Here is a 25,992-nt window from a genome sequence, read left to right as displayed (position 1 = left end):
TTAATGTGATAGAGCAGCGTAGGAAAAAGTATGTATATATATTATATTCTTTTATTCTTGTTAGTTTATTATTTTTATCTCTCCGTTTAATTTATCTCCAGTTATTCCGTGGACCATTTCTTGCAAAGTTTGCCCAGAGCCAGTATGAAATGCGTATTCCTCTCGAACCTAAGAGAGGTACTATATTTGATCGTAATGTAAAACCTCTTGCTTTTAATCTTTCCGTGGATTCAGTCTTTGCCAATCCGAAAGAAATAGACGACCCCCATTCCACTGTAGAGGCACTTTCGCATGTTCTTGAACTGGATAAAGGAATAGTTTTAGAAAGATTATCTCAGAACAAGCATTTTGTTTGGATAGCCCGTCGGATTAACGAAGAGGCTACAGTGGCTTTAAAAAAACTTTCTCTGAAAGGAGTATATTTAATTAAAGAAAACAAACGTTATTACCCCCAGATAAATAACGGCTCTACTGTTTTGGGATTTTGCGACATAGATAACAATGGTTTGGAGGGAATAGAATTATATTATGATAAACAACTAAAGGGTAGAAAAGGATATATACTTTCTAATAAAGATGCTAAACGAAGGAGAATTTTTTTCTTAGACTTTGATTATCTACCTCCGGTTGATGGTTATAATTTAATTCTGACCTTGGATTCTGTAATCCAGCACATGGCTGAGCGCGAATTGGAGAAAGCAGTTAAGGCTACAGGGGCATTGGGTGGTTCGGTGGTTGTAGTTTCTCCTTATACAGGGGAAATTTTGGCTATGGCAAATTATCCAAATTTCAATCCTAATAATCCTCAAGAAGTAGTTGATAAAGATAGACTACGCAATCGCGCAATTGTTGATATGTTTGAACCCGGTTCTTCTTTTAAAATAATTACCGCCTCAGCAGCTTTAGAGGAGAAAGCGACTAACCTAAAAGAGAAATTTTTTTGTGAAAAAGGTTCGTATAATTTAAAAACTCATATACTTCATGACCACCAGCCTCATGGTTGGTTGACCTTTGAAGAAGTCATTGGTTTTTCCAGTAATATCGGTACAGTAAAGATAGCGCAGAAAATGGGTTTAGATAGACTTTATCCTTATATCTATACATTTGGAATGGGAAAAAGAACAGGCATAGGTTTACCTGGAGAAGCTGAGGGTTTTATTAGGCCTTTAAGTAAATTATCTAGAACCTCTATCGGAGCAATTCCTATTGGTCAGGAGGTAATGGTTACGCTTCTTCAGCTAACGATGGCAATGTGTGTCATTGCCAATGGTGGTTTTCTTATGAAGCCTTACATTGTAAAGGAAATAAGAGATAGTAAGGGGATTTCCATAGTTGTTAATTATCCTCAAAAGGTAAGAAATGTAATTTCTTCTTCTACTGCCGAAGCGATGGCTCAAGTATTAAAAGGAGTTGTGGAATACGGTACAGGTAAAATGGCGAGGGTAGAAGGGTATATTTCTGCAGGTAAGACAGGTACTGCCCAGAAAGTAGAAAATGGGACTTATTCACATCGCAAATTTGTTTCTTCTTTTGTAGGTTTTGTGCCTCTAGAAAAGCCTAAGTTAGTCATCGGCGTGGTCTTGGACGAACCATATCCCTATTATGGAGGAGTAGTCTGTGCACCAGTTTTTAGGAATATAGCCACCGATGCCTTAAAATATCTTGATTCTTTATCTATAGATTTAAAACTTGCTGAAGATATTCCGGATTAGAGAGGGGCGGGAAATGAAACTAAAAGAAGTTTTAGAAGGGTTGGTGATTGATTATGCTCCTATATTTAAAGATGTGGAGATTTTGGGACTTACTGACTACTCCAAACAATGTAAGCCGGGATTTATTTTTATCGCTGTACAGGGAAACTCTCAGGATGGGACATCTTTTATTAAAGAAGCGATAGAACGAGGTGCAACGGTAGTTATTTATAATATTTCTGTTTCCTTGATTGAGTTTATTAAGAAATATAAAGATGTTATCTTTATCGGGGTGAAGGATACAAGGTATATATTGGCACAATTAGCAGCTAATTTTTATAAACGCCCTTCTTCTAGGATTAAAGTTATTGGTGTAACGGGGACTAATGGTAAAACTACTACTACTTACCTTATAGAAAGTATTTTAAAATCTATGGGATTCAAAACGGGGTTGATTGGGACAATTAACTATCGTTTTGGGCAACGTATAATTCCTGCTTTAAATACCACACCCGGAGCACTTCAACTACAGGAATTACTTTTCCACATGGAACATGACGGGATAGAGTATGTGGTTATGGAAGTTTCTTCCCATGGTTTACAACAGGGAAGAGTTGACGCCATAGATTTCAAAGCAGGGATATTTACTAATATTACTACAGACCATCTTGATTACCATGGAGATTTTGATAATTATTTCAATGCCAAGGCAAAACTTTTTGAAAAGCTTAGTCAATCTGCATGGGCTATAATTAATATGGATGATACGAAAGGAAAAGATATGCTTATGCGCACTTCTGCTAAAACTATTACTTACGCTATAAATAATCCTGCTGATGTTGAAGCATATGAAATATCTTTGAAGAGAGAAGGAAGCCATTTTTGGGTTGGGACACCTTATGGAGAGATGGAGATTAAAACTTCACTATTGGGGATGCATAATGTGTATAATATACTTGCGGCGATATCTCTTGGAATAACAGAAAATTTTGCTTTAGATAAAATAAAAGAGGGCATAGAGAAAATTTCTTATGTAAGTGGGAGGCTAGAGCCTGTTTATGTAGGCCAACCATTTCAGGTATTTATAGATTATGCTCATACCGATGACGCGCTTAAGAATGTACTTTCTTCTCTCAAGACACTTGCTAAAGGTAGAATAATAATTGTTTTTGGATGTGGAGGGGATAGATGCAAGGAAAAAAGGCCTTTGATGGGTAAAGTAGCTTCAGAGTTAGCAGATTTTATAATTCTTACCACTGATAATCCTCGTTCGGAAGAGCCTGAAGCAATCATTAGAGATATAGAGAGTGGTTTCCCGGAGGGGTTTAAGCAATATCAGATAATTTTAGACCGCTATGCAGCAATAAAAGAAGCAATATTTATCGCAGAAGAAAATGATATCGTGCTTATTGCGGGCAAAGGACACGAGCCCTATCAGATATTTAAGAATATCACCGTTCCTTTTGATGACCGTCTTGTGGCTAAAGAACTTCTTTTAGAAAGTATTTCTTCAAGATGTAAATAATTTATATGTTAGAGATAAGAGCGGAAGAAATTTTGAAGATTACAAAAGGAGAATTGCTCCAGGGCCAGAGTAAAACTGTCTTTAGAGGAATTAGCACTGATTCACGTTCAATTAGAGCAGAAAATATTTTTGTAGCTTTAAAAGGGCCAAATTTTGACGGCCATGATTTTATCAGGGAGGTTCTGTCTAAAGGAACAAGAGGAGCTATTGTAGAAAGTCAAATGAGCATTGGAGAAGATCCCGAATTTTGCATCATTAGGGTGCAAGATACTTTCGAAGCTTTAAGAAAGATTGCTTATTTCCATCGTAGTAAGTTTAAGTTACCAGTTATCGCCGTAACGGGGAGTAATGGAAAAACTACGGTAAAAGAGATGATCTATCATCTACTTTCTCCTTTTTTTTCTGTTTTGAAGACTCCCTACAATTACAACAATCAAATTGGATTAGCTTCTACTCTTCTTGAGATAGATAGTTATCATAAAGTAGCAGTCCTTGAATTAGGAATAAATCATCAAGGCGAGATGGAGGTTTTGCGGGATATGGTAAGGCCTAATATAGCAGTATTTACTAACATCGGAAAAACCCATCTGGAATTTTTAGAAAGCACTTCAGGAGTCTTAAAAGAAAAGATGCATCTGGTCAGTAATTTTAATAGAGATAATACAATTGTTTTTAATAATGATGAAACTCTTTTAAGAGAAAATTTTTTGCAGCGTAGAAGTAATTTATCTCTTCTAAGTTTCGGTTTAGAAAATGATGCAGATTTTAAGGGAGAGTTTTTGTTCTGTTCAGATGCTGAAGTGCGGTTCAGGGTTAGAAATGTATACTTCAATCTTCCTCTTATTGGAAAACACAATATTTATAATGCCCTGGCGGCTATAGCAGTAGGAGCTCTTTTGGGAATTTCTCTCAAAGATATGGCATTTCATTTGAAAAATTTCTGTCCTCAAAAGATGCGGATGAATATTTTTAGAATAAAAAAGAAAAACGCCAGTCTTAATAAAGAAGAAGAATTCATTGTTATAGATGATACTTACAATGCTAATCCAAACTCTGTAATGTCTGCAATTGAAGCACTCTCTTGTTTTAAGACGGGGGGGAGAAAGATTGTAGTAATGGCGGATATGTTGGAATTAGGTAATTATTCTTATAAATGTCATCGGGAGATAGGTTTGTTTCTAGGGAGTAATAAAGATATAGATATTTTGTTGACTTTAGGTAATTATTCCCAAGAGATAAGCGAAGTGGCAACTTCATTAGCAAAAATTAGAGAAATTAGACATCTTAATTCGCACCTAGAGATTATAGAATTTCTTAAAGATACTATAAATGATGGTGATGTGTTATTGGTTAAAGGTTCGCGGGGAATGCGTATGGAAGAAGTTGTAAAAGGGGTAATGGAAATAGATAAAATCGTCGTATCTTAAAAAATGTTTTATTTTCTTCATTTTTTTCGTTCATTTTGTTCAGGACTAAATATATTCCGCTATATTACTGTACGTGCTGCTTTTGGGAGCATTACTGCTTTCTTTATCTGCCTCATATTGACCTATAGACTGACCAAGTTATTAAAGACACATAGCATAAAAGAGCCTTTACGCGATGAAAAGGATTTTATTCTCCACGATAATTTTAAACATAAAGAAGGGACTCCCGGGATGGGGGGTATAGCTATAATATCTGCTATTGTTTTAAGTACTTTATTTTGGGCTGATATTTTTAATCCTTATATTCGCTTGAGTTTACTTTCCGTAGTCTATCTAGGGTTGCTTGGTTTTTGGGATGATTATCTTAAATTTATAAAAGGTAATTCTAAAGGATTGAAACCAAGATGGAAGTTTTTAGGTCAGATTATCCTTGGGATTTTGGTAGGGATAACTTTCTATTTTGACCCTGCTATAGACCATCATTTGGAATTCCCTTTTTTAAAAGGGATTTTCTTAGACCTTGGTATTTTTTATATTGTTTTTTCCATTCTGGTTATTGTGGGTTCGTCTAACGCTGTTAATCTTACTGACGGTTTGGATGGATTAGCTATAGGTTCTATTGTAATGGTAGGTTTGGCTTATACGGCTATGTGTTATATTAGCGGCAATTATCGTTTGAGCCATTACCTTATGGTTTCCTACATTCCCGGTTCAGGTGAGCTTACTGTGTTTATGGCTTGTCTTGTGGGAGCGAGTCTCGGTTTCCTTTGGCATAATTGTTACCCTGCTACTATATTCATGGGCGATACAGGTGCTCTTGCTTTAGGGGGTATTATTGGTCTCATAGCTTTGATGGTAAAAAAGGAACTTCTTTTGATTCTTGTAGGTGGTATATTTGTAGCGGAAGCTCTTTCTGTTATCCTCCAGGTTTTTTCTTTTCGTTGGAGAAAAAAGAGGATTTTTCTCATGGCACCTTTACATCATCATTTTCAACTTAAAAAGTTGGCAGAACCCAAGATAATTATTCGTTTCTGGATAATTGCCGGTATTTTGGCCCTTTTGAGCTTAACTACTTTGAAAATTCGTTAATTAAGAGGTAGATATGGATTTAAATGTTGGGGGTTTTTGTAACAAAAAAGTTTTAGTTTTAGGTTTGGGGAAGAGTGGACTTTCGGCGGCAAAAACTTTAAAGAAAATAGGGGCAGAGGTTTGGATAAGCGAGATTCAGGAGACCCCCTACTTAAGAAACCTTGCATATCAGTTGAAAGAAGAAGGGTTTCAGGTAGAGCTTGGAAGACACTCCCCCAATTTTGTAGAATTAAAGGACTTGATTGTAATCAGCCCTGGTATTCCTTCCACTATTTCATTATTAGAAAGAGCAAAAAACAACTGTATTCCCATAATCAGCGAGATAGAATTGGGATATTTCCTTTCCCCGTCCCCAATTATCGCCATCACCGGCACAAATGGTAAAACTACGGTAACTACCCTTATAGGTAAGGTGTTAGAGAGAGCAGGAATACCTAATGTGGTTTGTGGTAATATTGGTAATCCTTTCACAGGGGAACTGGATAAGTTAACCCCCAATAGTTATGTAGTACTAGAGGTCAGTTCTTTCCAGTTAGAAAATATTAATGCCTTTAAGCCATACATTGCGGTAGTTTTGAATATTACACCTGACCATCTTGACCGTTACAGTTCTTTTGCAGAATATATTAAAGCTAAGGAAAAGATTTTTGTAAATCAGACCGCATCGGATTATTTAATTCTTAATTATGAAGACCCCATTACCAGAAATTTTGCTGATAAAACTAAGGCAAAGGTTTTATTTTTTAATGATGATGATAACCAGAGCCTTACGGATAATCAAAAAGCAATTCTTAAAATTTGTTCTGTTTTGGGTATCTCCAAAGAGTTGACCCTTTCTATATTTCGAGATTTTCAAGGGCTTCCTCATCGGTGCGAATTTGTTGCAGAATTTGGTGGTGTTAAATTCATAAATGATTCAAAAGCCACCAACATTCATTCAACCCGTTATAGTTTAAGTTCCTTTAGACAAAAAGTAATTCTAATTGCGGGAGGAAAAGATAAAGGACAAGATTTTACAATTATCTCCGATTGGCTTCAGGAAAAAGTCAAATATCTTATTCTTATTGGAGAAGGAGCGGAAAAGATAGAGAAGGCAGTGGCAGGGAGGATGCCAGTAGAAAAATTTAAGCGTTTAGAAGAAGCAGTTGACTACGCTTATTTGATTGCTAAAGAAAGCGATATAGTATTGCTTTCTCCGATGTGTGCAAGTTTTGATATGTTTGAAAATTATGAACACCGCGGAATAGTTTTTAAGAATATAGTTTTGAATTTGAAGAAGACATTATGCGCGAAATAAGGAGAAGGATATTTTTTGTTACAGTTATTTTACTTGCCATTGGTGTAGTGATGATTTATTCTGCTTCGGGGGTATTCGCCTACGAGCGTCTTCACGATAGTGCTTATTATCTAAAGAGGCATCTTTTTTATCTTTTTTTAGGTATGTTTGTTTTCTATTTTTTTCTCCAATGGGATTATTCTCTTTTAAGAAAATACAGCAGGCTTCTTATAATGATTTCTTTTTTGCTTCTGATAGCGGTGCTTATTCCAGGAATAGGGCAGTCTATTGGAGGAGCAAGAAGATGGTTTAAGTTTGGTATTTTCAGTTTTCAACCTTCCGAATTAGCAAAGTTTTCTCTATTGGTGTATACCGCTGATTTTTTTGTGCGCAAAAAAAATCTGATAAAGAGTAATTTTTATAACCTTATTCCTCTAATGTTGGTTACCTTTCTGATGGCGGGTATTATTTTGATTCAGCCCGATATGGGTACGGCTTTTCTGGTAGGAGTTATTCTTTTAATTTTTATGATTGTTTTTGGGGTGGGGTTGAGATGTATTTTCAATTTAATACTGATTTCTTTGCCTATTCTTTTTATAGCTATATTCTCTACCCCCTATCGAAGAAAGAGAATTCTTGCTTTTTTAGACCCTTGGGCTGATCCACGGGGTACAGGTTTTCAGATAGTTCAGTCATTAGTCGCTTTCGGTTCAGGAGGTATTTTAGGGAGAGGGCTTGGCCAGAGCAGGCAGAAACTTTTATATCTTCCCGCTGCTCATACTGATTTTATTTTTTCTATATTGGGGGAGGAATTAGGTCTTCTGGGAGCACTTTTGGTAATAATCCTCTTCGGGATTCTTTTTTGGGAAGCCTTCAAAATACCTTTTCGGATACAAGACGAGTTTGGTCAATTCCTTAGCCTTGGGATTATTTCTATTTTAGCTATACAGGTTTTGGTTAATATAGGAGTTACAGTAGGGGTATTACCTACGAAAGGCTTGCCCCTGCCTTTTATCAGTTATGGAGGTTCTGCTCTCATCTTTAACCTCGCCTATGTTGCTTTGCTTTTAAATATTGCCCGGGAGAAGAAAAGGATTAGATGGAAAGAATATTAGTAGTTGGAGGGGGAAGTGGAGGACATCTCTTTCCGGCTTTTGCCTTGGTTTACGAAATGCAAAAAAGAAAGAAATCTTTTGAGATTATGTTTGTTATTTCTGGGCGAGCTGAAGAAAAGAGGATAGCTAATTATATTAAAGAGAAAATTCCTAATATCAAGATATTAATCATTCCTATTTTTCCTTTTAAAAGGGGAGGATTTTGTGAATGGTTTAGGTTCATTTCTAATACTATACGAGGGGTTATCTATTCGTTCTTGTTGGTTTTACTTTCTCATCCTCGAGTAGTAGTGGGCTTTGGAGGAATTCTTTCTTTACCCTTGATTCTTTCTGCTTTCTTATTGCGCATACCCACATTAGTTCATGAACAGAATGTTTATCCGGGCAAAGCAAATCGTTTGCTTTCTTATTTTGCCAATGTAATAGCGGTTAGTTTTGAAGATACGAAACAATATCTTAGAAGAAGCCAGCTTATATTTACCGGTAATCCTCTTCGACCGGACTTATTAGTTATGGATAGGGAAAAAGCTTTATCCAGTCTTGGACTTGAAGCCTCTTTTTTTACTATTCTTATATTAGGAGGTAGTCAGGGGGCAAACGTTATCAATAATTATTTTCTTAATCTATGTGAGAAGATAATAAAAGAAAATATTAAAATACAGATTATTCATCTTACTGGTTTAAAGGATTTAGAATGGGTAGCGGAAAGGTATAAAAAATTAGGTATCCTTGCTAAAGTTTTTCCCTTCTATGAAGATATGGGAGCCCTCTATAGCTCAGCGGACTTAGTTATTGGAAGGGCAGGTGCTTCTACTTTGAATGAGTTATCTTTTTTTGCCAAACCCGCAGTTGTAATTCCCTATCCTTATGCCGAAAAGCACCAGTTTCTGAATGCGCTCTATTATAGCCAAAGAAACAGTCTTTTTTTTATAGACGAGAAAGATTTAAATCAAGAAAAGACTTATTATTTTATCTGTGATATAATAAAAAACAAGGAGAAGAGACATTCATTGAGCGAAGGTATTAAGAAACTAAACAATTCATTGGCGACTAAGTTATTAGCGGATACTGTGGAAGGATTGTTGAAGAGATAATAAAAATAGATCATATGTTAAATAGATTTAGAAGAATTCATTTTGTAGGCATAGGTGGAATAGGTATGAGTGGTTTGGCAAAAGTTCTATTTGAATTAGGTTATGAAGTTAGTGGTTCAGATAAAGTAGATAATTTTTACATTCATAAATTACGAGAAATAGGAATTAGGGTTTTTATTGGGCATAAAAAAACTAACATAGAAGACGATGTAAGATTAGTAATATATTCATCTTCTATATCTTTTGATAATCCGGAATTAACCAGTGCAAAAGAAAGAGGCATTCCTATTCTGCATCGTTCTGAGGTCCTGTCTTTTCTCTTTCAATCAAGGATAGGTATAGCAGTAGCAGGGGCACATGGTAAAACTACTGTGTCGGCTTTATTGACGCATCTTCTCTGTGAAGCAAATTTTTCACCTACTGCCATAGTGGGAGGATGGATTAATCAGTACGATACAAATGCATGGTTAGGTAGAGGTAATTTCCTTGTGGCAGAGTCTGATGAAAGTGATGGTTCATTCACAAGGCTTTCGCCTGTCTATTCAATAGTTAACAATGTTGATTTTGAACATCTTGATTATTATAAGAATGATATAAATAAAATAGTTAAAGCCTACGAGCTTTTTATAAGCAGAACACGTGATATGGGTTGTGTATTTTACTGTTATGACGATCCCTATCTTAGAAAGATTATGAATAGGGTTCCTTTACGTTCTATTAGTTATGGATTTAGTCGAGAATCAGATGTTTACCCTTCTAATATAGTTCTTAACGCTAATCAGGTAGAATTTGAATGTATTTATTTGGGTAATAATGTAGGAAGTTTCAATCTGCAGGTTCCTGGTAGACACAATGTTTTAAATGCTCAAGTAGCAATTGCTTTTGGAAGAGAGTTAAATATAAGTTGGGATAAAATAAAACATGCTTTGTCTTCTTATGAAGGAACAAGACGCAGATTTCAGATAAGAAAATACGAACCCGTAATGGTTGTTGATGATTATGCCCATCACCCCAACGAGATAAAGGCCACTTTAGAAGCAGCTTGTACTTTTAAGAAAAATCGAATAATTACTGTATTTCAGCCTCATCGCTATACTCGCATTTTCTATCTTAGAGACAAATTTGCTGATGCTTTTACTCTGGCAGATAAACTGTTAGTGACCGATATTTACTCAGCAGACGAGAAGCCTATAAAAGGAGTTAATGGTTGCATGCTTTATGAGGAGATAGTGAAGAAGGTGGGTAATGCAAAAGATATTTTGTTCCTGAAAAGAGAAAAAATAATACCCTACCTGTTAAATACAGTAAAAAAAGATGATTTGGTTCTTATTTTAGGTGCTGGAGATATTACCAAAGTGACTGATGAATTGTTAAGGAGACTTGATATTAGATGTTGATTAAGACCGATTTGAATTTAAGCCAAGCGATAAAAAATCTGGGTATCAAAGGAAGGGTAATTAACGGTGAAGAGCTAAGAAGTCATACTACTATAAAAATAGGGGGCAGGGCAGAAGTTTTTGTTGACCCGTCTTCTATATTAGATATAGAAAAGATTATTGTCTTTGCTAACAGTAACCAAATTCCCTGTTTTATCTTAGGAGGAGGAAGCAAGGTGTTATTTCCTGATGAGACATTGAAAGGTATAGTGTTAAATTTTAAAAATCATTTTTTAAAAAATATAGAATTTTGTGAAGAATTTATAAAAGTAGGAAGTGGAGTCAGTACAAAAGAGCTTCTAAGATGGATGATAGAGAATTCTTGGGGAGGATGGGAGTTCCTGGCAGGAATTCCCTGTTCTTTGGGAGGTGCGGTATGTTTAAATGCGGGGGTAAGAGAAATTCCTGATGGAGAGAAACATATTCAGATAGGTGATTTTGTAAAGATGGTCAAAGTAATGGATAGATTTGGGAAGGTGATGATTTTAGATAAAGAAGATTTAAAGTTTGATTATCGCACAAGTAATCTTCGAGGATTTATTATCTTAGAGATTGGTTTGGTAAAAGGAGAAAAGAAAGATGCCTCTTTAATAAAAAAGAGGATAATCGCGTTTTTAAATTATCGAAAGAAAACACAGGAACTGGGATTGCCTAGCGCGGGTTGTGTTTTTAAGAATCCTTTGGATGTAAAGAGGAGTAGTGGGGAGTTAATTGAACTATCGGGCATGAAAGGAAAACGAATGGGAGATGTAGTAGTTTCTAAAAAACATGCCAATTTCTTTATAAATTTAGGCAGAGCCACCGCAAAAGACTTTCTTCTCCTCATGGAGTTGATACAGAATAGGGTGAAATCCGACCATGGTGTGTGGCTTGAACCAGAGATTAATGTAGTAAGAAATTTATAGATTTTGCGATGGAAGTGCGATCTTGGAAGAGCTTTAAGATAGGAGTTTTTATGGGAGGACCTTCTCCGGAACACGAAATTTCCTTAAAATCGGGAACAGCTGTATTTAATGCTTTGAAAGAACTAGGTTTAGAAGCGGTTTCCGTCGTTCTTCCTCGGGATTTAGAAGAAAGGGTTAGTAATCTAGAAGGTTTATTCAAAGAACTCTTAGACGACTCAAGGATTGATGTCGTTTTTAATACTCTGCATGGTAATTTTGGCGAAGATGGAACCTTCCAGAAGATTCTTGAAAATCTAAAGGTTCCTTATACAGGTTCTAACAGCAAAGCGAGTTACTTAGGAATGGATAAGATTGCTTCTCGAAGAATTTTTGAAGATGCCGATATTCCTGTGCCAAGTTACAGGATATTGGATAAACGCAAATCTGTTCGAATTGATTTTTCTTTACCTTTGGTAGTAAAACCGGCAAGAGGGGGATCAAGTATAGGAGTGTCTATAGTGGAGGAAAAAGAACATTTGCAGAAAGCAATAGATTTAGCTTTTAACTATGATGAGAGGATAATAATTGAAGAATATATTCAGGGTAAAGAGATTACGGTAGCGATTTTAGAAGATAGAGCTTTGCCTGTTATTCAAATTGTTCCCCAAAGAAAGTTTTATAGTTACGAAGCTAAATATAAGGATCGAGAAACAGGGTATCTCTTGCCCGCCCCGATAGGAAAAGATTTACAGGAGAAGGCAAAAATTAATGCCGTTAAGGCACACCGAGCTTTGGGGTGCAGTGGTTTTTCTCGGGTGGATATGATTTTGAGTAAAGAAGGAATTCCTGTGGTACTGGAAGTAAATACAATACCGGGATTGACTTCGCGAAGTCTCTTGCCTAAAGCTGCGCAGGCAGAGGATATTTCTTTTCCGTATCTTTGCCTTAAAATTCTTGAATCAGCATGGGTGAAGTGAGTATTTATGTTAAGAAAGAAGAATCGAAAGACAAAACTTAAGAAGAAAAATCCTGTTTGGGAGTCGGTGAGAAAAACTGTCTTTAAAATGCTCATCTTAGTTTTTACAGTTTATTTTGTTGGTTTTTGGGGGAGGAAAGCGGTTTATTTACTACTATCGAATCTATCCTGCTTTAAACTTACAGAAGTTTGTGTAAAGGATCATTTTATGCTTGAGGGTAAAGAAGCATTTGAATTTAGCAGATTGAAACCAGGTATAAACATTTTTTCTTTAGAAATCTCTCCTTTGGCAAAAGAAATTAAAGAAAAACATCCTGAATACGAAGATGTAGTAGTAAAAAGGGTTCTTCCCGATAGTATATTTATATTACTTAAGGAACGCCTTCCCGTAGTACAGATAAAAATGGTTAAATTTTATCCTGTAGATAAGAATAGTTTTGTTATCCCATATCCCAAAGATATTCCTTATTCAGATTTACCTATTGTGATAGGGGTAGAACCCACGGAAGTTACTCTAAATAATTTTTCTAATTCCTTAAGAATTAGGAAGGCGATTGAAATAGTAAATTTATTAAAAAGAATGAGTTTCCCTTGGCGAAAGAATGTAGCCAAGATTAATTTAACCAGTCTGAACGATGTATCTATGCTCCTAGATAATGGAATAGAAATAAAATTAGGTTCCAATTTACAAGAAGAAAAATTTGAACGTCTTGCGCAGGTTTTAGAAGAAATTAAGGTTAAATCAATTTCCCCAGCTTTTATTGACTTGAGATTCAAAGATGTAATTATTGGACCAAAATGAGAAAAGAAATAGTTTGTGGATTAGATATTGGAACAAGTAAAATTTCTGCAGTTTTAGGAGAATTTAGGGATGATAACTTGGTAATTCTTGCTAAAGATAGAATGGCTTCAGAAGGGATGGAGAGGGGTAAAGTTTTAAACATGGAAAAATTCACGGCTGTAATAGAAAGTATTATGCATAAGGTAAATAAGGATTTTTTACCTAATCGCATTATACTCGGTATTAGCAACGATTGTTTAAGAGTTATGAATTACCGTCGCTCGATTATGCTTTCCGAAAAGACACAGGAAATAAAAAATCATCACATAGAGCGTCTAATTAATGAAACAGTTGATAACTCTGTTCCTTTTGACCATGAGGTTTTGCATATTTTTACAAGGGAGTTTATGGTAGATGGTCAGAGTAAGATTAGAGATCCTCGAGGGATGTTTGGTAGTAAGTTATCAGCGGACTTTTTATTTATTACTTTACCTACTTCTGTTTTACAAAATATTAAGAAAGGTATTTATAATGCAGGATATGATGTAGATATAACAATATACTCTGGTTTAGCTTCTGCTTTTGCTTTTTTGGAGGAAGAAGAACGCAATTCTGGAGTGCTCTACTTAGAAATAGGTGGGGGGATAACCACGGTGGTTAAATTTATGGGAGGTGTTCCTATAAATTTAGAGATTTTTCCATTTGGAGGGATAGATATTGATAAAGCGATTGCGAAAGCTTTGAACATTTCTTTAGATGAGGCAGAGGAATTAAAGAAAAATTACGGTAGTTTATATCCTGCAATTAAGCAAGAAAAAATAATCAGGAAGAATGGCGAAAAGGAATTAAGTATTGAGAAATTGATAAAAATCATAGAGAATGTTTCAGAAGGTTTTTTATTTCAGATTAAAAGAAAGATTGAAAAATCCAGTGTTTTTGACTACCTCCCTGCAGGTATTGTTCTAGGGGGGTGTACTTTTCTCCTTGAAGGATTAGTAGAGAAGGTTGGAGAAATTTTTCGTTTTCCTATCCGGTTAGGGACGGTGAGAGTAAGTGAAGATTTATCAGGTAAAGAAGATAGTCTCTATTCTTGGGCAGATACGATTGGGTTACTATATTTTGACCATTTTAATCGAGCTTCTAAAAAAGATTCTAAAAAAACACTTAATCCCATCAAAAAATTTATTTTACATGCAAAGAAAATATTTGAAGAATATTTTTGACGAAAATACCACATGATATTAAATATCCTTCGCACTCCTAGATTATTATCCGATAGACAAGAACCACGCATCTTTAAAGATTGACAATCATTCCCTCCTTCGATTATAATTTTATTTAGAGCATTAATTATTATGTCTATTCGAAAAATTAAGCTTTTACATATAATTACACATCTAGAATTAGGAGGGGCACAAAAGACAACGCTCGCACTTATTCAAAGACTGAATCATGAGAATTTTGAAGTACATTTTATAACCTCTCCTTACGGTTATTTAATCAGAAAATTAGAGGAAATTAAGGGTATTAAGTTTAATTTGTTTCCTTGTTTAAGAAGAGAAATAAATTTATTGAATGATTTTATTGCTTTTCTAAGGTTGTTAAAATATATAAAGCATAACCGTTTTGATATTGTTCATACCCATTCTCCTAAAGCAGGGTTTCTGGGTCGCTGGGCTGCAAAAATAGCTAAAGTTCCTATTATTATTCATACTGTTCATGGTTTTCCTTTTTACGAAAATCAAAAATTTATTCTTAAAAAAATTTATATCCTTATGGAGAGAATTACCGCTAAAATAACCGATAAACTTGTTGTAGTTTGTGAAAGTGATTTTAAAAAAGGGATTTCTGCTAAGATAGGTTCCGAAGATAGATATATTTTGATTAGGGAAGGGATAGAGATTGTAAAACAAAAACAAAAAAAATCTTTGTATAACAGATTAAACATTTCTTACTCTTTTCCCTTGATAGGGATGGTTGCCTGTTTAAAACCCCAGAAAGCTCCTTTGGATTTTGTAAAAGGGGCATTTTTAGTAAAGAAAAGATTTCCAAAGGCAAAATTTATATTAGTAGGGGGAGGGCCTTTATATAAAGAAGTTAAAAGATTGATAAGAAGATTAAACTTGGAAAACAATTTCTCCCTTCTGGGATGGCGTGAAGATGCGATAGAGATAATTTCCCTATTTGATATTTTTGTACTTACAAGTATTTGGGAAGGTCTTCCTCTGGTTATACTTGAGGCGATGAGTTTAGGCAAGCCGATTGTCGCTACTGATGTGGATGGGATAAGAGAGTTAATTGAGGATGGAGAAAACGGTTTTTTGGTTGAACCCGGTGATTACTATAATTTAGCACAGAAGATAATGTTTATTCTCGAAGAAGAAAATTTGAGAAAAAAGTTTACTGATAGAAATATATATACAGAAACTTTGTCTAAATTTAATCTCGATTTAATGACACGGGAGACAGAGAATCTTTATTCAAAAATGTTAGAGGTGTATTATGCTCATTAATATTTTTCTCGCGAATTTTTTATTCAGTATTATTTCTGTTTTAATTTTAAGAAAGTTGTTATTAAGATTTAGGTTAAAAGGTGTTTATATCGAGAAAGTAGACCGTAAAATCACAAAGATAGGTGGTATGGTTATACTTTTATCGCTATTAGTTTCAAGTTTAATTCTTGGCAAAAGGTTTTTTTTATTTAAATCTCTTTACTTTACGCTTTTTATTACCGCATTTTTAGTTTTTCTACTCGGTATGATTGACGACTTAAAAGAACTAAAAGCATGGCAGAAATTCTTGGGAGAGATGGTTATTGTTTTATTTTTCTTGTTTATTTCCAATTTGACCACCGAAGTTATTTACCTCCCGAGATTTGTAAATTTTTTCATCACTTTATTCTGGATTTTGGGAATTACCAATGCTTTCAATCTTCTAGATATTCAAGATGGATTATCGACGGGGGTAAGTTTTTTAATAAGTTTGGCTTTTTTGTATTTAGCTTATCCTACAGGAAATAAGATTGTAGTAGAGATTTCTCTTTTACTCTCCAGTTCCTTATTAGCAATTTTGATTTTCAACTTTCCTCCGGCAAAGATATATCTTGGAGATTCCGGAAGTCTCTCTCTGGGTTATATTTTTAGTATCTTAGCTATTTTAATAAGCTATGCCAAAGCCTCTCACGAAATAGCATTACTTTCTCCAATTTTTATTTTAGGTTTTCCTATATTTGATACGGTTTTTGTTAGTTTAAGAAGATTATCTAAAGGAAAATCAATTTTCAAAAGGTCAGATGACCATTTTATTATTTGTTTACTTAAAAAAAGAAATCAGTTGAGATGTCTTCTTATTTGTTATTTCTTAACTTTAGCATTTATAATTCTAGGAATTCTTTTTACGAAATTGACAAATTTCGCCAGTTTTATTTTAATTCTATTGTTCCTGACTTTCCTTATACCCTATTCCCTCAAATTGAGTAGGAATTAATGAGAAAAGTCATTGTAGTTGGTACAGGGCTTGCAGGTTTGAGTTTAGCTTATCATCTAAAAAAAAGAGGAATAAGGTTCTTAGTTTTTGAAAAAAGTAAACAAATTGGTGGATTAGCCAGCTCTAAAAAATTATCAAATTTTATTTTTGATTACTCAGGCCATCTCTTGCATTTCAAAAATAAAAAACTGTTTAATTTTGTGAGGGGATTTTTAGGGAGGGATTTAATTAGGCATAAAAGAAACTCAACTATCTATTTTTTTCAAAGTTTTATTCCCTATCCCTTTCAGGTAAATCTATTTGCTCTTCCCGAAAAGATTAAAGAAAAATGTCTTAAAGATTTTATAGAAGCTCATAATAAAAGAATAGAAATAAATAATTTTTATGACTGGATAATGAAAAATTTCGGTAAAGGAATCGGAAATTATTTTATGTTTCCTTATAATAATAAATTCTGGACTGTACCTTTAGAAAATTTAACTTATTTTTGGACAAACGGATTAATTCCTGTTCCCACTGTAAAAGAGATAATTAGAAGAGCAGAAAGAAAAATTAATAAGGATTTTGGCTACAACGCGTTTTTCTGGTATCCTAAGAGAGGGATAAGCGATATTTCTTTGGCTTTAGCTAAAGAGGTTAAAAATATCTTTACTCAATGCGAGATTAAAAAAATAGATTTAAAAAACAAAAAAGTTAGATTAGCTAATAATTCATGGGAAAAATATGACTATTTGTTCTCAAGTATTCCTTTACCAGAGTTACCAAAACTTATAAAAGATATGCCTCAGGAAATATTATCTTTGTGTAAAAAATTACGTTGGAATTCTATTTTTAATATAAATCTAGGAATAGATGGGGAAGTTAAACTTCCTTACCACTGGATATACTTTCCTGAAAAAAGATTCTCTTTTTATCGGGTAGGATTTTATCATAATTTTTCTTCTAAGATAGTTCCTAAAGGGAAAAGCTCCATTTATATAGAAATCTCTTATTCAAAATTTAAACCTATCAATAAAAAAGAAATTATCTCTGTAGCCATAAAAGATTTAATCAAAGTGGGTATTCTTAAAGGAGAGGAAAATATTTTAGTTAAAGATATTAACGATATAAAGTATGGCTATCCAATTTATGACTTCAATTACGAGATGGCAAGGGGAAAAATCTTAGATTATTTAAAAGAAAAAAATATCATCTCCTTTGGTCGTTACGGTTCGTGGCGCTATATGTCCATGGAGGATGTTCTTGGGGAGGGAGAAGATATAGCTATGAATTTGTGATGGTAGTAGAAAGACATATAAGAAAAAGGGTGCATTTCAAAAGAGCGATAGATTTTTATAAATATAAAATTGAGGATTTTTTTTACGGTTTGCACTACTACTGGCATGCATATTTAGTTACTGCAGGGATATTAAAAAATTCTCTTTTTACAGGACCAACTTTAGTCCAAATAGACCTTACCAATAGATGCAATAGTAACTGTCTTGTCTGCTGGATGCGTTCTCCCTATTTAGGAAAATTAAGAGTAACTCCAGAATTTGAGAATCAGGAATTATTGTTTTCTCGGCTCATAAAGTTATTAAAGGAATTAAAGAAAATAGGAACAAAAAAATTATTTTTTTCTGGAGGTGGAGAACCCCTTATGTATCCAAAATTCTGGGAGGTAATTGAATATGCTAAAAAAAATGGTTTTATTTGTATACTCAGTTCAAATTTCACCCTTATAAACAAAGAGGAAGCTAAAAGATTCATTGACTTAAATTTTGACCATATAAATGTAAGTTTATGGGCAGGGACTCCTGAAATTTGCATGAAAGTACATCCGGGGAGGGAGAAGGAGAGTTTTTTTAGGATTAAAGAGGTTTTATGTTTTATCTATGAGCATAAAAGGATTAAACACCTCCCTCATATAAATATCTATAATGTAATTTTTAAAGAAAATTTCCAAGAGGTGGATAGGATGGTAGAGTTTGCTTTTGAGGTGGGAGCAGATTCTATTCAGTTTGTTCCTACGGACCCAGTTAAGGGTAAAACCGACTTTTTATTATTGAATTATGAGGAGAGGCAAATAGTGAAGGAGAAATTGAAAAGAATTAAGGAAAAATTGCTTGATGACAATCCTGAAAATAAGGCAGGTCCAAATTTATTTATCTGTGATTATGAAGATTTTTTGCGCAGACTTTCTAATGAAGAAGCGGATAAGGGAGAATACGATTCTTTAGTTAAAGATATTCCTTGTTATATTGGCTGGGATTTTATGCGTATAACTGCTAATGGAGATGTCTATCCATGTTTAAAAGCAAATGTTCCTGTAGGAAATATTTATGAGGAAGATTTGCTTAAAATTTGGTATGGTGAGAAACAGAGGATATTTAGAAAACTTGCGAAAGAGAAAAAAGAGAATATATATTTTTCTCCCCAGAGGTGCTCTTTAAGCTGTGATAATCTCGCTCAAAATATGATTTTACAGAAACAAATTGCTTCTCTTTCCAAGTTAGATAAAATACTTATATCTTTTTTTAATCAACATGTTTTTCCTTAAAAGATTTATTAAATCATCAGATATTATCTTAATTATGTGTCCTCCCTGGGACACAATGATGCCTCCCTTAGGAATTGCCTATTTAGAAAGGCATCTTAAAGAGAAAGGGTTTTATCCTATAATTTTGGATATAAATATTGACCTTTATAATAGAGTTTCAAAGGAAGAGAGGATACTCTGGCGGCCGGAGAGTTATCCTTATTGGTTTGAGGAAGAGAGGTTTTTAAGATTGAAGAATTCTTGGGAGACCTATTTTGAAAAATATACTAAAAAAATACTTTCCTTTAAAACCCCTTTCATTGGTTTTTCGGTTAATACCAGCAATCGTCTTTTTTCTTTAGAATTGGCTAAGAGGATAAAATTAGAAGACAAAAGAAAAACAATAATTTTTGGTGGGCCGGCTACATTCGGATTACATTTAGATACTTTCTTTTTGCGAAAAAAAGAGAATCTTCCTGTAGATATTTTTGTAGTTGGTGAAGGGGAGGAGACATTATACGAAATCTTGCTAACCCATGGTAAAAATAAAACAAAGGGAGCAATTTTCAAAGAAGATGGAGGATATACTTCGCTTATTCTCCGTCATCCGATTATGGATATTAATACCATTCCTTTTCCTACTTTTAAAAGTTTTCCTTTAGATAAATATCTTATTCCCGCTTTGCCTTTACTTCTCAGCCGAGGATGCGTTTCAAAATGTTCCTTCTGTAATGACCACCGTTTAAGTTTTCCCTATCGCTGGAAAAATCCCTCCTATATGAGTGAGGAGATAGAATATCATATAAGGTATAATAAAATTAATTCTTTCTCTTTCAAGGACCTCTTATGTAATGGAAATATTTCTATATTAGAGAATCTTTGCGACTTAATAATAGAAAGAAGACTGAATATAAACTGGGATTCTCAGGCGGTACCCAGGAAAGAGATGGATTTGTCTATCTTAGAAAAGATGAAGCAAGCAGGCTGTCACACCTTAATTTATGGATTAGAAAGTGCCTCCAATAGAGTTTTAAACAGGATGAAGAAGATGTTCACTAAAGAAATTGCAGAAAAGGTAATTCAGGATACCTGGAGAGCAGGTATAAGGGTTTATATAAATATTATTGTTGGTTTTCCCGGAGAAACTGAAGAGGATTTTATGGAGACTTATAATTTTATAAAAGAAAATAGAAAATATATAGATTCTTTAGCCGCTTTAAGTGTCTGTTTAGTTAATGGGGAGACAGATTTAGAATTTAATCCTTCAAAATACGGTCTGCTTCTTCCTGAAGAACCAGAAAGGAGAGCGCCTTTCTGGAAAGATATTTACGGTAACGATTATTCTTTAAGAAGGGAAAGAGCCGAAAGGATAATTTCTCTTTTAAAAGAATTAAATCTTTCCTATGATTCCCTCAATATCTAAAAAAGAAACCCTAAAATTATTAGCAGGAATTTTTCAGGGAAGACAGGCTTTTCTTGGCCCACAGGTAATACATTTAGATCTAACCAATTTCTGTAATAATAACTGCATTGGCTGTTGGTGTCGTTCGCCGTTGTTGAAAGATAAAGAGATGCCCGATTGGGAAAAGAAACTTTCTCTTCCTTTCGAAGTTATTAAAGGAGTAATTGATGACTGTTTAAAAATGGGAGGGCTGAAACAGATAAAACTGGTAGGAGGAGGAGAACCCTTTATGCATCCAGATATTTTAAAAATTATAAGATATATTAAAGAAAAGAAAAAAGAAATTGAGATTGATATAAATACTAATTTTACTCTTGTAGATAAAAGGATTGCTCAAGAGTTAATGGATTTAGAAGTAGATTCTTTGACTGTAAGTCTTTGGGCAGGAGATGCAATAACTTATACAAAAACCCATCCTAATAAAAATAAAGAGACATTTTATCAAATTAAAGGAGTCCTTAATTATTTAGGAGAAAAAAAGAAAAATAAACCTTATATAAAAATATATAATGTAATATTCAATCATAATTTTCAAGAAATAGAGAGAATGATAGATTTTGCGATAGAAGTAAAAGCGGAAGATATACAGTTTGTTCCCTTAGACCCAATACCAGAAAGAACGGATTGTCTCCTCCTTAATCAAGAGGAAAGAAAAGAGTTGTTGAAAAGGTTATCTTTAATTAAACAGTATTATGATCCCATAACCCATAGATATAATTACAATGGTAAAAGTATTGTTATTACCGCTTTCCCTGAGTTTTTAAGAAGGATAGAAGACATTGATTTAGAAACCGGAACCCACGATATTAATAAAATAGAAACAATCCCTTGTTATGTGGGATGGCTATTTGCGCGGATAATGGCCACAGGGAATGTGGTTCCCTGTTGTAAAGGACATCGTTTAGTTTTAGGAAACGTTTATGAAAAAAACTTCTACAAAATCTGGAATTCAGAGATATATAATCAGTTTAGATACAAGGCTAAAAATTTATCAAAGAAAGATGTCTATTTTTCCCAAATAGGAAACCAGGCTAATCTGGAAACCGGTTGTTACAATTGCGATAATCTCTGGCAAAACGAGCCAATACACAGACAGATTGAATCTTTAAATAGAAGAAAGAGAATATTAATTAAAGCCCTTTCATGGTTTTATTAAAGAGAATTAAGATTGTTTTTTTAAATCGGGAAATGCTTAAAAATTTAATCAAAAAAAATTTAAAAACCTATTATGTAAATTCTTTCTTAGGGATAAGCTGGGCAATTTTCATTCCTCTAATTTTGATGTTTGTCTTAAGTTTTGTTTTTGAGAATGTATTAAAAATTGAAATAGAAAATTTCTCCCTCTTTGTTCTTTCGGGGCTTATTCCTTTTATGTTCTTTAGTGCAACTTTAACCCAAACAACCAACTCCATTGTAGAAAATGCTTATCTTTTAAGACAGTTTAATCTACCTAAAGAAATCATCCCTCTTTCTCTAATTCTGACCAATTTCTTAAATTTTCTCTTGGGGCTCTTGGTACTTATCCCTATTTTTATCTTTTCTAAACTTTCTGTTTTTTATCCTTTATTTTTTCTCTTATTTGTTATTCCTATTTTTTTAATTTTTGTAATTGGAATAGGCTTATTTTTCTCTTCCCTCAATGTTTTTTTTCGAGACATTTCTCACCTCTTGGGTATTTTGATAATGTTTCTTTTTTGGATTACCCCTATTTTTTATAAGACAGAAATGGTTCCTATTCATTATCGCTGGATAGTCAATTTTAACCCCTTGAATTTATATATAAATTTATTTAGAGATATTTTATTAGATGGGAAGATTCCTAAGGTTAAATTTATTTCTCTTAGTTTAGCTTGGGCAGTTTTGTCTTTTTTTATAGGTTATTCTTTTTTTCTAAAAACTGAATCTAAATTTCTCAAAAGGATTTAGATGAAAGTAATCGAGTTAAAAGATGTCTGGGAAAAATATAGAATAAAGTATATAGAAGAGGGTAAAGTTTTCTGGGAGGATTTCTGGACATTAAAGGGAATTAACTTGGGGATAGAAAAGGGAGAAACTTTAGCCATAATTGGAGAAAATGGGGTAGGAAAAACCACTCTTCTAAAGTTAATCGCGGGATTAATTACTCCTGATAGAGGAGAGATCAAAGTAGAAGGAAAAGTTTCTGCATTGCTTGAACCGGGGTTAGGTTTTCATCCTGAACTTACGGGAAGGGAAAATATCTATTTAAGTGCAAGTTTGTTTGGATTAAAAAAAGAAAATATAGATTCTCTGTTTGAAGAGATTTGTGATTTTGCAAGTCTTGGTAAATTTATTTATTCCCCTTTAAAATACTATTCCCAGGGAATGTTTGTGAGACTCTCCTTTTCTATAGCCGTGCATCTTTTCCCAGATATTTTGTTAATTGATGAGATTCTTACTGTAGGGGACATTGGATTTCAAAAAAAATGCATTAGTAAGTTATTTGAATTAAAAAATAAAGGCCTAACTTTGATCTTAGTAACTCAGGATTTGGCTTTGGCTAAAATGTTGGCGAAAAGAGGAGTTTTTTTAAGAAAAGGAGAAATTGTTGAAGATGGCTCTATAGAAAAAGTAATATCCTCTTATATAGAAAGTATAAAAAGGGAAGAAATTGTTGAAAAAAAAGAGGAAAAGAAAGAAGTTATAAGTTATAACAGGTTAAAGTTAATATCCGAGGAAGGTAGGATAAAGATATTTTGGGAAGGTAGGGAATTGACCTGTGATAACGGACTTTATACAGCAATTTATATAGAAGACAAGTGGTATCACTCTTTTGATTTTCCCATAAAAGTAAAAAAAATAAATGAAAAAACTCTCCAGATAATAACCGATTACCCTCCCTTATCCTTAAAGGAATATATTAAAATCAATATCCTGACCGAGAAGGAGATATTTTTGGAGATAGAGATGGAATTGGAGGAAGAAACTCTTCTTTCAAATTTTGACATTCGTTTAGAGGTAGCCTCTTTTTATCAATTCTGGATGACCAATGAAGAGGAAGGCTGTTTTTCAGGAAAATTTGTTAATGAAATTATTCCGGTGAGATTGAGAAATCACCGCGCAAAAGAATTGGGATTAAAAGGAAAAGAAGGATTTCCCAATTTTATTTTTTCCATCAATAATATTGATAATTGGCTTTCTTCTATTTATAAGAGAAAAGAAAATAGTGAAAAAATAGTTCTTCAATTTTCCAAGATAATTCCTAGGAGAAATCAAAAGTCCCTTCCAGGAAGGTATAACTTTTTTAGCGGGAGGATAATTCTTGATAAGGATTTGGTAAAAGAACAAACAGTTTCTTTGTTTTATCCTCTGCTTAAGAAGGAAGATTTGGAATTTATTTTTGCTGAAGGGAGAGGAAAGATATTTGGGGAAAATAAGGAAATTACAACTGGTTTAGGGATGTATACATCTTTCCGGGTTAAAGGGATTTGGTATGATTCAAGTTTAGCCTTATGGGAGATTAGGAGAAAAAACTCTAAAGAGATTGAGGTTTTAGGGAACTGGTTTTATATCCCTGTTTCTCAATTCTGGAAAATTTCTCTCTTAGATAATCAGAAGATTCTCTGGAGAGTAGAAACAGAGATATCTGAGAAGGCAGACTTAGAATTGGAGCAAATAAGTCTGATGTTTATTTCGGAATATAAAAATTGGATAGCCCAAGATGTCTATAGAGGTAATTTTTTAGAAGAATTTTCTGAAGATTACGATATCTTGCCTTTCCGTTTTTTCTATGGTCGGGCAAATGAATTAAAATCTTCTGGGCAAAATCTCCCTTTGCTAATATTCAGGGATTTAAATAAAGATAACTCCTTTCGGGCAGTGGTTGGAAACAGTGATAATTTATATAAAGCGAGGTTATTTCAATTTCAGAAAAATTTATCAGGAGAAAAATTGAAAGGGTATTTCTTGGGGGAGGTGGAGTTAACAAAATGATATGGATAAGAACAAACTACCAAAAATTTAGAAAACATTTCAAAGATAGGGGATTTTTCTGTGCTGTATGGAGGGGGATAAAATATTTTATTTATCTTATAAGAAAATATAGGCTTGAAAGAAATTTGAGAATAGGAAAGAAAGTAATTAAAAACAAAAATACTGAGGTTATCTGTTTTAACAAAAATATAAAGATTTATTATCAAGGAAAAGAGATTACTAAAGATGTGGGTCTAAATACATCTCTGCTTATAAAAGATAAATGTTTTGCGTTACCACAGGCTAAATGGAAAGTTAAGTTTAAAGAACCGCACAGGCTTTCCCTTCAAGTTAAATGGAAAAAAATTGGGATTTTACAGAAGTGGGAGATAAATCTGGTCTCTCCAGAAAAAATTATTTGGGATATAAATATGGAGGTAAAAAGGGATATAAAAGTAGATGAAAGAAAGGCAAGCATTATGGTTTCTTCTTTATATAAGCGCTGGATTAATTCCTATGAAGAAGGTTTTTTCCCAGTCATTAGAAACTGGGAAGAAATTCCCCTGCAGTTAAAAGAAAGTAAATTTATTGGAGTTAGGAATTTTGAAAACGACTTACCCAATATTATCTTTGATTATGCAAAAAATTATTTTAAAACTTCTCCTTCTATACAGAATACAGGGAAAGAGAACAATGCGCGGGTTTTAAATGCCTGTATGGGTAAAGAGGAATATAAAGAAGGAAAATACCCTTATTTTAAAGGAGAAATTTTGTTAATTGATGATGAGCAGATTTTAGAAGATTATATAGAAAAGGCAAGAGAAGAGCTTACCAAAAAAATATTTATAAAGGGGAAAGAGAACTTTAAAGTTGTTTTAGTCAATCTTCCCTGGGAGAAAGATGGGAAATGGGGGGTAAGGGCAGGTTCGCGCTGGCCACATATAAAAACTGAAGAAGAGAATAACTATCAACCTTTTCCTTTCTTTTTGGCTTACTCTGCCAGTCTTTTAAAAAATAATGGTTTTGAAGTTTACCTTATTGACTGCCTTGCCGAAAAGATGGATTTCATAAAACTTAAGCAGAAAATTAAAGAGATAAAACCTCATCTTCTATTAGCGGAAACTTCTACACCATCTCTGTATAACGATTTAGAGATTTTAAAACAGCTATCCGGAGATTTTCTTATTGCTCTCTCTGGACCGGAGGCAAATATAAGAAAAAAAGAATTTCTGGAGAGGAATCCTTTTATTGATTTTGTTTTGGTAGGTGAATATGAAGTAACCCTTTTAGAGTTAGTAAAGA

At 33.7% G+C, this 25,992-nt stretch carries 21 protein-coding genes; all 21 read left to right on the top strand.

Annotated elements, in window-relative coordinates; all coding sequences use genetic code 11:
- Positions 1-5 precede the first annotated feature (5 nt).
- Positions 6-1,712 (top strand): penicillin-binding protein 2, encoded by a 1,707-nt coding sequence (locus NC818_04710; protein MCM8784055.1) that lies wholly within the window; start codon positions 6-8, stop codon positions 1,710-1,712.
- 13 nt (positions 1,713-1,725) lie between these two features.
- Complete coding sequence (locus NC818_04705; GenBank protein MCM8784054.1) at positions 1,726-3,216, top strand: UDP-N-acetylmuramoyl-L-alanyl-D-glutamate--2,6-diaminopimelate ligase; 1,491 nt, start codon at positions 1,726-1,728, stop codon at positions 3,214-3,216.
- Positions 3,217-3,221: 5 nt separating this feature from the next.
- Complete coding sequence (gene murF, locus NC818_04700; GenBank protein ID MCM8784053.1) at positions 3,222-4,643, top strand: UDP-N-acetylmuramoyl-tripeptide--D-alanyl-D-alanine ligase; 1,422 nt, start codon at positions 3,222-3,224, stop codon at positions 4,641-4,643.
- Between the two features lie 3 nt (positions 4,644-4,646).
- A complete protein-coding gene (gene mraY, locus NC818_04695; GenBank protein MCM8784052.1) occupies positions 4,647-5,732 on the top strand; it encodes a phospho-N-acetylmuramoyl-pentapeptide-transferase in 1,086 nt (361 codons plus the stop codon).
- A gap of 13 nt (positions 5,733-5,745) precedes the next feature.
- Positions 5,746-7,029, top strand: coding sequence for a UDP-N-acetylmuramoyl-L-alanine--D-glutamate ligase (gene murD, locus NC818_04690; protein MCM8784051.1), 1,284 nt, complete (start codon positions 5,746-5,748; stop codon positions 7,027-7,029).
- Positions 7,017-8,123, top strand: a complete 1,107-nt coding sequence (gene ftsW, locus NC818_04685) for a putative lipid II flippase FtsW (protein ID MCM8784050.1) — start codon at positions 7,017-7,019, stop codon at positions 8,121-8,123. Before murD ends, ftsW begins: the two co-directional genes overlap by 13 nt.
- The gene (gene murG, locus NC818_04680; GenBank protein ID MCM8784049.1) at positions 8,108-9,217 is read left to right on the top strand and encodes an undecaprenyldiphospho-muramoylpentapeptide beta-N-acetylglucosaminyltransferase; all 1,110 of its coding nucleotides are present in this window, start codon (positions 8,108-8,110) and stop codon (positions 9,215-9,217) included. The genes ftsW and murG overlap by 16 nt, the downstream gene beginning before the upstream one ends.
- Positions 9,218-9,231: 14 nt before the next feature.
- Positions 9,232-10,614, top strand: a complete 1,383-nt coding sequence (gene murC / locus NC818_04675; protein MCM8784048.1) for a UDP-N-acetylmuramate--L-alanine ligase — start codon at positions 9,232-9,234, stop codon at positions 10,612-10,614.
- The gene (gene murB, locus NC818_04670; GenBank protein MCM8784047.1) at positions 10,608-11,558 is read left to right on the top strand and encodes a UDP-N-acetylmuramate dehydrogenase; all 951 of its coding nucleotides are present in this window, start codon (positions 10,608-10,610) and stop codon (positions 11,556-11,558) included. The genes murC and murB overlap by 7 nt, the downstream gene beginning before the upstream one ends.
- A 50-nt stretch (positions 11,559-11,608) precedes the next feature.
- The gene (locus NC818_04665; GenBank protein MCM8784046.1) at positions 11,609-12,514 is read left to right on the top strand and encodes a D-alanine--D-alanine ligase; all 906 of its coding nucleotides are present in this window, start codon (positions 11,609-11,611) and stop codon (positions 12,512-12,514) included.
- 6 nt (positions 12,515-12,520) lie between these two features.
- Positions 12,521-13,315, top strand: coding sequence for a cell division protein FtsQ/DivIB (locus NC818_04660; GenBank protein ID MCM8784045.1), 795 nt, complete (start codon positions 12,521-12,523; stop codon positions 13,313-13,315).
- Positions 13,312-14,517 (top strand): cell division protein FtsA, encoded by a 1,206-nt coding sequence (gene ftsA, locus NC818_04655; protein ID MCM8784044.1) that lies wholly within the window; start codon positions 13,312-13,314, stop codon positions 14,515-14,517. Before NC818_04660 ends, ftsA begins: the two co-directional genes overlap by 4 nt.
- Before the next feature lie 132 nt (positions 14,518-14,649).
- Positions 14,650-15,807, top strand: a complete 1,158-nt coding sequence (locus NC818_04650) for a glycosyltransferase family 4 protein (protein MCM8784043.1) — start codon at positions 14,650-14,652, stop codon at positions 15,805-15,807.
- The gene (locus NC818_04645) at positions 15,797-16,780 is read left to right on the top strand and encodes an undecaprenyl/decaprenyl-phosphate alpha-N-acetylglucosaminyl 1-phosphate transferase (GenBank protein MCM8784042.1); all 984 of its coding nucleotides are present in this window, start codon (positions 15,797-15,799) and stop codon (positions 16,778-16,780) included. The genes NC818_04650 and NC818_04645 overlap by 11 nt, the downstream gene beginning before the upstream one ends.
- Positions 16,780-18,057: an FAD-dependent oxidoreductase gene (locus tag NC818_04640; GenBank protein ID MCM8784041.1), complete on the top strand. Its 1,278-nt coding sequence runs from the start codon at positions 16,780-16,782 to the stop codon at positions 18,055-18,057. The genes NC818_04645 and NC818_04640 overlap by 1 nt, the downstream gene beginning before the upstream one ends.
- Positions 18,057-19,319: a radical SAM protein gene (locus NC818_04635; GenBank protein ID MCM8784040.1), complete on the top strand. Its 1,263-nt coding sequence runs from the start codon at positions 18,057-18,059 to the stop codon at positions 19,317-19,319. Before NC818_04640 ends, NC818_04635 begins: the two co-directional genes overlap by 1 nt.
- Complete coding sequence (locus tag NC818_04630; protein ID MCM8784039.1) at positions 19,306-20,721, top strand: radical SAM protein; 1,416 nt, start codon at positions 19,306-19,308, stop codon at positions 20,719-20,721. The genes NC818_04635 and NC818_04630 overlap by 14 nt, the downstream gene beginning before the upstream one ends.
- Positions 20,702-21,916 carry a radical SAM protein gene (locus tag NC818_04625; GenBank protein MCM8784038.1) on the top strand — a complete coding sequence of 405 codons (1,215 nt, stop codon included), beginning with the start codon at positions 20,702-20,704 and terminating at the stop codon, positions 21,914-21,916. Before NC818_04630 ends, NC818_04625 begins: the two co-directional genes overlap by 20 nt.
- A 32-nt stretch (positions 21,917-21,948) precedes the next feature.
- Positions 21,949-22,686 (top strand): ABC transporter permease, encoded by a 738-nt coding sequence (locus NC818_04620; GenBank protein ID MCM8784037.1) that lies wholly within the window; start codon positions 21,949-21,951, stop codon positions 22,684-22,686.
- Entirely contained in the window at positions 22,687-24,711 is a 2,025-nt protein-coding gene (locus tag NC818_04615) for an ABC transporter ATP-binding protein (GenBank protein MCM8784036.1), read from the top strand. It begins immediately after the preceding gene.
- A partial coding sequence (locus tag NC818_04610; GenBank protein MCM8784035.1) for a cobalamin B12-binding domain-containing protein occupies positions 24,708-25,992 on the top strand: 1,285 nt, incomplete at its 3' end. The genes NC818_04615 and NC818_04610, both read left to right, overlap by 4 nt.

The organism is Candidatus Omnitrophota bacterium (genome assembly GCA_023819145.1).
Lineage (GTDB): Bacteria > Omnitrophota > Gorgyraeia > DTHP01 > DTHP01 > JBFWKV01.
Note: the sequence above shows the minus strand (reverse complement) of the source record. Positions and strands in the feature narration are given on the sequence as shown.

Bases quoted from the DNA above. Each gene is read 5' to 3' on its own strand.
- NC818_04615 (MCM8784036.1), top strand. From the start codon at position 22,687: ATGAAAGTAATCGAGTTAAAAGATGTCTGGGAAAAATATAGAATAAAG.
- NC818_04630 (MCM8784039.1), top strand. From the start codon at position 19,306: ATGTTTTTCCTTAAAAGATTTATTAAATCATCAGATATTATCTTAATT.
- NC818_04645 (MCM8784042.1), top strand. From the start codon at position 15,797: ATGCTCATTAATATTTTTCTCGCGAATTTTTTATTCAGTATTATTTCT.
- murD (MCM8784051.1), top strand. From the start codon at position 5,746: ATGGATTTAAATGTTGGGGGTTTTTGTAACAAAAAAGTTTTAGTTTTA.
- NC818_04650 (MCM8784043.1), top strand. From the start codon at position 14,650: ATGTCTATTCGAAAAATTAAGCTTTTACATATAATTACACATCTAGAA.
- NC818_04705 (MCM8784054.1), top strand. From the start codon at position 1,726: ATGAAACTAAAAGAAGTTTTAGAAGGGTTGGTGATTGATTATGCTCCT.
- ftsW (MCM8784050.1), top strand. From the start codon at position 7,017: ATGCGCGAAATAAGGAGAAGGATATTTTTTGTTACAGTTATTTTACTT.
- NC818_04620 (MCM8784037.1), top strand. From the start codon at position 21,949: ATGCTTAAAAATTTAATCAAAAAAAATTTAAAAACCTATTATGTAAAT.
- NC818_04660 (MCM8784045.1), top strand. From the start codon at position 12,521: ATGTTAAGAAAGAAGAATCGAAAGACAAAACTTAAGAAGAAAAATCCT.
- mraY (MCM8784052.1), top strand. From the start codon at position 4,647: ATGTTTTATTTTCTTCATTTTTTTCGTTCATTTTGTTCAGGACTAAAT.
- NC818_04640 (MCM8784041.1), top strand. From the start codon at position 16,780: ATGAGAAAAGTCATTGTAGTTGGTACAGGGCTTGCAGGTTTGAGTTTA.
- NC818_04625 (MCM8784038.1), top strand. From the start codon at position 20,702: ATGATTCCCTCAATATCTAAAAAAGAAACCCTAAAATTATTAGCAGGA.
- murC (MCM8784048.1), top strand. From the start codon at position 9,232: ATGTTAAATAGATTTAGAAGAATTCATTTTGTAGGCATAGGTGGAATA.
- murG (MCM8784049.1), top strand. From the start codon at position 8,108: ATGGAAAGAATATTAGTAGTTGGAGGGGGAAGTGGAGGACATCTCTTT.
- NC818_04665 (MCM8784046.1), top strand. From the start codon at position 11,609: ATGGGAGGACCTTCTCCGGAACACGAAATTTCCTTAAAATCGGGAACA.
- murF (MCM8784053.1), top strand. From the start codon at position 3,222: ATGTTAGAGATAAGAGCGGAAGAAATTTTGAAGATTACAAAAGGAGAA.
- murB (MCM8784047.1), top strand. From the start codon at position 10,608: ATGTTGATTAAGACCGATTTGAATTTAAGCCAAGCGATAAAAAATCTG.
- NC818_04635 (MCM8784040.1), top strand. From the start codon at position 18,057: ATGGTAGTAGAAAGACATATAAGAAAAAGGGTGCATTTCAAAAGAGCG.
- ftsA (MCM8784044.1), top strand. From the start codon at position 13,312: ATGAGAAAAGAAATAGTTTGTGGATTAGATATTGGAACAAGTAAAATT.